Source organism: Azohydromonas lata, assembly GCF_034427735.1.
GTDB lineage: Bacteria > Pseudomonadota > Gammaproteobacteria > Burkholderiales > Burkholderiaceae_C > Azohydromonas > Azohydromonas lata.
On the sequence record NZ_JAXOJX010000017.1, the window covers coordinates 52,472 to 58,471 of the forward strand.

Genomic DNA, 6,000 nt, shown 5'->3' on the forward strand with positions numbered 1-6,000 from the left:
GGCCCACGGCCGCGGCACCCTTTGCGTCGCCTTGTTCCAGCCCATTTTGTTCACTGCCCTGTCCCGTTGCATCGGCTGCCGCGTGGCGGCGTACCGTGGATCATCCGCCGCGCTGCTCAAACCCTTCGAGCACGTTGACCGTGTTGATGCCCACTTCGGAGACTGCATAGCCCCCTTCGAACACGAACACCGTCGGCAGCCCGGCCGACGCCAGTGCCTCTCCGATGCGCAGGTAGTCGTCCTGGCGCAGCCGGAAGCCCGAGATGGGGTCTCCCTCGAAGGTATCCACCCCCAGCGACACGACCAGTGCGCCGGCACCGTGATCGGCGATGGCGCGCAGCGCCTGGCCCAGCGCGCCGTGCCAAGCGGGAAAGCCGGTGCCGCGAGGCAAGGGCAAGTTCAGGTTGCAGCCCAGGCCCTCGCCCACCCCCGTCTCATCGGCGTGCCCCAGGAAGAACGGGTACTCGGTCAGCGGATCGCCGTGCAGGCTGGCGTAGAACATGTCGGCACGGTCGTAGTACAGCGTCTGCGTCCCGTTGCCATGGTGGTAGTCGATGTCGACGATGGCCACGCGCTCCACACCACCGTCGCGCAGCGCCTGGGCCGCCAGCGCCGCGTTGTTGATGAAGCAGTAGCCGCCAAAGAAGTCATGCCCCGCGTGATGCCCCGGCGGGCGGGTGAGCGCGAACGCCGCACGCGCCCCGCCAAGCACACGGCCTGCCGCAGACAAGGCGCACCAGGCGCCTTCCCGGGCCGCGTCCCAGGTGCCCGCCGTCAGCGGGGTGCCCGCGTCGTAAGAGAACAGCCCCATGCGGGCGGCAAAGTTCTGCGGCACCACGTCGCTGCGGTGGCCTCGGACGGGCCACACCGATGGGAGCGCATCGCGCTGCGCGTTGCCGGCGTTCAACGCGACCCATTCCTCCCAGGCGCCGCGCAGGAACTGCAGATAGGGCCGCGCGTGCACCCGCTCCAGCACGGCTTCATCGAAGGCCTGCGGCGCCTCGATGGCACCCAGCCGGCGCCCGCGCAGCTCCGCGAGCACCCGCTCCACCCGCGACGGCACCTCGAAGCAAGGCACCAGCTCGCCCCGGAACATCTCGGCCTTGCCATGGTGCTGTCCATGCCGCTCGTTGTAGAAGGTAATCAACGCGTGCCCTCGCCGGCCGGCAGCTCGGGCGCGAGCTCCAGGCCCGCCATGGTGGCCAGTCCACGGTACAACGCCGGAAAGAGGCTGCGGTTGAAGTTGTTCCAGCGCAACTCCAGGATGGTGTCGGCCGGATCGATGTCGGTGTTCAACACGTCGGCAATCACCTCGCCGGAGTCGATGCCGTTGTCCACGTAATGGAAGGAGGCGCCCGTCTTGCGCACCGGCGGCACCGGCCGCGTCGCCATCGTGGCCCAGTCGACCACCCGCTGCCCGCGCGCGCCGTGCAGGGCGTCGAGCGTCGCATAGGCGCCTCGCCGCTCATACGGCGAATCGATCCGGGTGATGCCGGGGTGGATGTTGACGATCTTGCGGTGGTAAGGCGCGCCCGGGCGCACCAGCTCGTCCAGGATCACCAGCAGGCCGTCGAGCACGACGAGCTCTGCGCCGAGCGTCGCGAGCTTGTCCAGCAGCCGGGCCTCGAAAGCGCGCTTGCCGGCCGCGCGATCCGGCGAATCCAGCGGCAGCCGCCGGTAGGTCGACGGCACCGCCATCAGCAAGTCGCTGGCCAGGCGGCCCTGCACCGCCAGATCGTGCGGATAAAACCATGGCTGCCCCGGCCGTGGCGAGAAGCCATAGCCATGGAGCTTTTCACGGTCGCGCGGCGATCCTTCGTCGTCATCGAATATCACCGCTTCCAGCGAGTACGCGTCACCCAGCGGCGTCCGATCCAGGGCGTGCGCCAGGTATTCGAGCGGCGACGTCATGTACCGCTTGCCGCCCTTGTAGGCAATGTGCTGGCCGGCCTGGTCTGCAGCGGCGTTGCGGAGCGACCAGATGTAGACGAGTTTGGTCTTGGACATGGGTTCCATGCGGGGCGTTGTTGCAAAGGGCGCGGTCGCGGACCGTCGACACGGCTCGTTTCTGCACCCGGCATGCCCATGTAGACGAACCAAGCGCGCCAACGTTTAGCCCTGCGCGCCTAAACAACCACGCCCCCCGCACGTCTGACTCCATGGCGCGCACAGAAGGCGCCATCCAACCAGCCACCTTCCCCGCCTGGGGACGAGGCGCCTTCGCGCGCCGAACCACAAGGAGTCTCACCGTGCAACACGACCTGATCGGCATCGGATTCGGCCCGTCGAACATCGCGCTGGCCGTCTCGCTGGAAGAGAAGCGGCAATCCGGTCGCCGCATCAACCCGCTGTTCATCGAGCGGCAACCCAGCCTCACATGGCACAAGGACATGCTGCTCGAGCACGCACACATGCAGATCTCCTTCCTCAAGGATCTGGCCACGCTGCGCAATCCGACCAGCCGCTTCACCTTCGTCAATTATCTGCACGAGAAGCGCAGGCTGCAGGACTTCATCAACCTCAAGACTTTTTATCCGAGCCGTCACGAGTTCAACGACTACTTCGTATGGGCAGCCGCGCAGTTCGAGGACCGTTGCGTCTATGGAGAGGAGGTGCTCGAAGTGCTTCCCGAAAAGCAAGGCGACGAGGTGCCGCTGCTGCGCGTGCGCTCGCGCGACCAGGCCGGAGCGCTGCACGACCGTCTGGCCCGCAACCTGGTGGTGAGCATCGGGGGCACCGCCCACGTTCCGGAGCTCTTCCAGCCTTTCAAAGACGATTCGCGCATCTTCCACTCGCACCACTACCTGCGCGGCATTGCCAGGAACGCTCAAGCCAAAAAGATGGCCATCATCGGCGCCGGCCAAAGCGCCGCCGAGCTTTTCATGGACCTGCACGGCAGGCCCAACGCACCAGAGGTCGACCTGGTCATGCGTGCACGGGCGATACGGCCCGCGGACGACAGCCCGTTCGTGAACGAGATCTTCAACGCGGACTTCGTCGATCACATGTTCAGCCGCTCGCAGGGCGAGCGCAGCGACATGCTTCGGGAGTTCCGGCACGCCAACTATGCCTGCCCCGACCTTGAGTTGATTGGGCAACTCTTCAAGGTCTTCTATGAACAGAACGTCAGAGGCGACGCCCGCCACCGCTTCCTGCGCCGCCACGAGGTCCGCAAGGTCCAGGCCGGACCGCAGGGCATCGAGCTCACGCTCTTCGACCTCAATGCCGAGCGCGAAGTCACCACGCGCTACGACGCCGTGGTGCTGGCCACGGGCTACGAACGCCAACAGCACAAGGGGCTGCTCGCCCCCCTCGCGCCGTACCTGGGAGACCTCGAAGTCGATCGCCACTACCGCATCAAGAGCGCGCCGAACTTCCACCCTGCCGTCTTCATTCAAGGCACCAACGAAGCCTCTCACGGCCTGAGCGACACCTTGCTGTCCGTGACGGCGGTGCGCTCCGGCGAGATCAGCGACGCACTGCTGCACAACCGGCATGCCGCGCCGGGAAACCTCGTCGCGGCACAGCCCAATGACCCCGTTCACATCTGCTGAAAACTCAAAATGGACAACAAAACCAGAGTTCACGACATCACCCCGCCAGGCCGCCTCACACCGATCGGACACGCACTCAACATCGCCCTTGCGGGGCTGATGGTCACCTCGTATGCGCATGCTCAGGCGGCCGATGTGGCCGCAGCGCCCGCGGCGCCTGCCAGCGCAGTCGCGCCGGACGACGCCGTCCTGCCGGCCATCAGGGTGAAGGCGGCGGCCACGCCGCAAGAGTCGCCGCTGCGCCACCTCGCCAAGCCGTCGACGAGCGGCGCGCTCGGCGAAAAGGTCGTGCTCGACACGCCGTTCTCGCTGACGGTGGTCGACAGCGAGCAGATCTCCGAGCGCAGCGCGCGCTCCATCGGCCAGATCTTTGTCAACGATCCGGCGGTCTACACACCATCGTCGTCGTACACCACCGACTGGTGGGGCACGCAGATCCGCGGCTTGGGCGTGCGCAACATGTACATCGACGGCATCCCGCTGCTGCTGTACTGGGGCGGCGACTTCCCGACCGAGATCGTGGAGAGCGTCACCGCGTTGAAGGGCCTGACCGGCTTCATGTACGGCTTCGGCGAGCCCGGCGGCGCGCTGAGCTACGAGATGAAGCGGCCCAAGGCGGCCGACGCCACCACGGTGGAGATGGGTTGGCGCAACCCAAGGGTGCTGAGCGCGCACGTCGACACCAGCCGGCGCCTGGGCGAAGACAGCGCGCTGCGCGTCAACCTCGCAGCCGAAAAGGGCACGGCCTACAACGACAGCCAGCCCGATCGCAAGGTAGCCTCCATGGCCTTCGAGCAGCGCCTGTCGAGCACGCTGAACTGGTTCACGACGCTGGCCTACGAGGACAACAATCTCAAGCGCGAGCCGCTGCTGTTCTACGTCAACCAATATGACGCCGCGGGCAGCGGCGGCAAGCTGCCGCGGGTCTCCTACGACTACGGCAAGATCAACGTCGCCAACTCGTTTTACCGCACCAAGACCCAACTGGCCTCAACGGAGCTGAAGTGGCAGTTCGACCCCGACTGGAGCTTGAAGACACAGCTCGGCCTCGCGCGCAAGGATCACTTGTCGAACAAGGGCTTCGCCGAGCTGCTCAACGCCAGCGGCGACTACGCCGGCATCACCTACACCTTCGCCGGCAGGCTCGACACCTTCTATGGGCAGAGCTTGTTGCAGGGTCATCTCACCACCGGCAGCGTGCGCCATGAAATCGTCGCAGGCGTCGGCTTGCAGCGCGCCAAAGACCGTTGGAGCAACGTCACGGTCTGGGATAACGACTTCAACGGCAACCTCTACCAGGACCAGACGCACAGCTTCACGCAGCCGCTGGACTTCTCGCTCTCCCCCACGTCGGCCGACGTCCGGCAAAAATACGCATTCCTCAGCGACACGATCAAGTGGCACGCCCAATGGGAGGCCATCGTTGGCGTTCGCTACACCGACTACGACTCGAAGGACCTGGACGGCGACCCCACCACCGATTCGGGCTACGGTGCACGCAAGGCGAGTCCGACGCTGGCTTTGATCTGGAAGCCCGACGCGGCAACGCGCGTGTATGGCAGCTTCGTGCAGGCACTCGAACCGGGCACGCGCGTCGGGGCGGTGTATGCGAATGCCGGAGAAGTCCTCGGCGCCACCGTTTCGAAGCAGTACGAGATGGGCGTGAAGCACGCGTCCAGAGGCGTCGACTACACCGCGGCACTGTTCCGCGTGGAACGCGTCAACCAGATGGAGCAGTTGCGCGACGGCCTGCGCTATCTCACGCAGGACGGGATGACGGTCTACAACGGGATCGAGCTGTCTGGTGCCTGGCAGGCAACGCGCTCGCTCAACCTGGGCCTCGGCACGGTCTTCCTCGATGCCAGCATCGACAAGGTCTCGGAAGACAACGCTGCGCTGCGCGGCAACACGCCGTCGAATGCGGCGCGCTGGCAAACGGTGGCCAACGCGCAATACCGCGTGCCGGCCGTGCCGGGGCTCAAGCTGCACGGGAACGTGCGCTACTACGGCGGCATCTTCGCCAATGATGCCAACACGCTGAAAGTGCCCGCGTACACGCTGGTCAACGCCGGCTTCACGCACGAATTCACTTTCCAGGGCCGTGAGCTGACGCTGATCGGCAACGTCAACAACCTGTTCAACCGCAAGTACTGGGCGGGCGGCGGCTGGTCCAACCTCAACGTCGGCGAGGCGCGCAACGTTTCGCTGAACCTGAAGATGCAGTTCTGAGCCTGGCTTCGGCCATGGGGCGGCACCGCAAGCCGCCTCGTGCCGGCGGCGGACCACGCCGTGCGGCACCCCTTGCGCAAGCGGCCTGCCATTCCTGGCAGGCCGCTTGCGCTTGTCGCGGCGAATGCACGATGCAGGTTCGTACACCCGCAGCCGTGCGAAACGGGCTTGAAGCGGCCGCCGGACCACCCCTTTTGCCCGGCTTCCTTCAGCGGCA

General features: G+C 66.0%; 4 protein-coding genes. 2 read left to right on the plus strand and 2 right to left on the minus strand.

The features are described from left to right. Nucleotides 1–100: 100 nt before the first annotated feature. Entirely contained in the window at nucleotides 101–1,147 is a 1,047-nt protein-coding gene (locus SM757_RS12360) for a histone deacetylase family protein (protein WP_322465685.1), read from the minus strand. Then, a complete protein-coding gene (locus tag SM757_RS12365; protein ID WP_322465686.1) occupies nucleotides 1,144–2,007 on the minus strand; it encodes a formyltransferase family protein in 864 nt (287 codons plus the stop codon). Before SM757_RS12365 ends, SM757_RS12360 begins: the two co-directional genes overlap by 4 nt. Nucleotides 2,008–2,249: 242 nt before the next feature. On the opposite strand from SM757_RS12365, the gene SM757_RS12370 reads away from it, so the two are divergent. Then, entirely contained in the window at nucleotides 2,250–3,554 is a 1,305-nt protein-coding gene (locus tag SM757_RS12370; protein WP_322465687.1) for a lysine N(6)-hydroxylase/L-ornithine N(5)-oxygenase family protein, read from the plus strand. Between the two features lie 9 nt (nucleotides 3,555–3,563). Beyond that, nucleotides 3,564–5,783, plus strand: coding sequence for a TonB-dependent siderophore receptor (locus SM757_RS12375; RefSeq protein ID WP_322465688.1), 2,220 nt, complete (start codon nucleotides 3,564–3,566; stop codon nucleotides 5,781–5,783). The last annotated feature ends 217 nt before the right edge of the window (nucleotides 5,784–6,000 follow it).

Bases quoted from the DNA above. Each gene is read 5' to 3' on its own strand.
- SM757_RS12365 (WP_322465686.1), bottom strand. From the start codon at position 2,007: ATGTCCAAGACCAAACTCGTCTACATCTGGTCGCTCCGCAACGCCGCT.
- SM757_RS12375 (WP_322465688.1), top strand. From the start codon at position 3,564: ATGGACAACAAAACCAGAGTTCACGACATCACCCCGCCAGGCCGCCTC.